At 76.2% G+C, this 820-nt stretch carries 1 protein-coding gene; it reads right to left on the bottom strand.

Annotated elements, in window-relative coordinates:
- A partial coding sequence (locus FNQ90_RS25385; protein WP_182608456.1) for a protein kinase occupies positions 1 to 618 on the bottom strand: 618 nt, incomplete at its 3' end.
- Between the last annotated feature and the right edge of the window lie 202 nt (positions 619 to 820).

Below are 820 nucleotides of genomic sequence, written 5' to 3' on the forward strand. Positions count from 1 at the left end.
CTCGGGACCCGCGGCGGGGCCGCCGGCGGGGAAGGGGTCGTACCCGCACAGCACCTCCTCCGCCGCGCCGGAGGCCAGGCCGGTGAGCAGGGCCCGGCCGTCGTCGCAGATCAGAACGGTGCGGGCGGTGAGGTTGCGGTGCACCCAGCCGTGCGCGTGGACCACCCGCAGGGCGGCCAGCAGGTCGGCGGCGACCTCGGCGGCCCGGTAGGGGTTCAGCGGGGCCTCGGCGAGCAGCGCGGCGAGCGGGCGGGCCGGGACCAGCTCACTGACGATCCACAGGCCGTCGCCCTGCACGAAGACGTCGAAGACCTGGTCCAGGCGGGCGTGGTCGGGCAGACCCGCGGTGGCCGCCGCCGCCTCCACGGCACGCCGCACCACCGGGTCGTCGGGGGTGCGGGTGGCCCGGGCGTATCCGCCGGGGCCGCCGGGGCCGCCGGGCCGGACGCCGTCGAGCGTCTCCGCGTCGACGACCTCGGGCAGCGGCACCTGTCGGACCAGCACCTCCTGGCCACTGGCCGTGTCGAAGGCCCTCGACTCGACGAGTTCGAACTCGTCGGTGGGAAGGCGCGGCAGTTGATAGCGGTCGGCCAGCACCCGTCCCGAGAAACCGTCCACGGCCCCTCCCCTCGTCGCCCCGTGTCGCCGTCCTGGCGGCGCCACGTCCGTTCGTCCGGTCCGCCCCGTGGGACCGGGCGCGTCCCCGGGATTCCGCGCCGGAGCGCGGAACCCGTCGATTCCTCGTCCTACCCGTCGGGGACGATCCGCTACCGGATCCTCCCCGTCTCCTGTCGTTCCGTCCTTCCCCGCCACCGGCCCC

Origin of the sequence: Streptomyces alkaliphilus (genome assembly GCF_014141535.1) — a bacterium.
In the GTDB taxonomy this organism is placed as follows: domain Bacteria; phylum Actinomycetota; class Actinomycetes; order Streptomycetales; family Streptomycetaceae; genus Streptomyces; species Streptomyces alkaliphilus.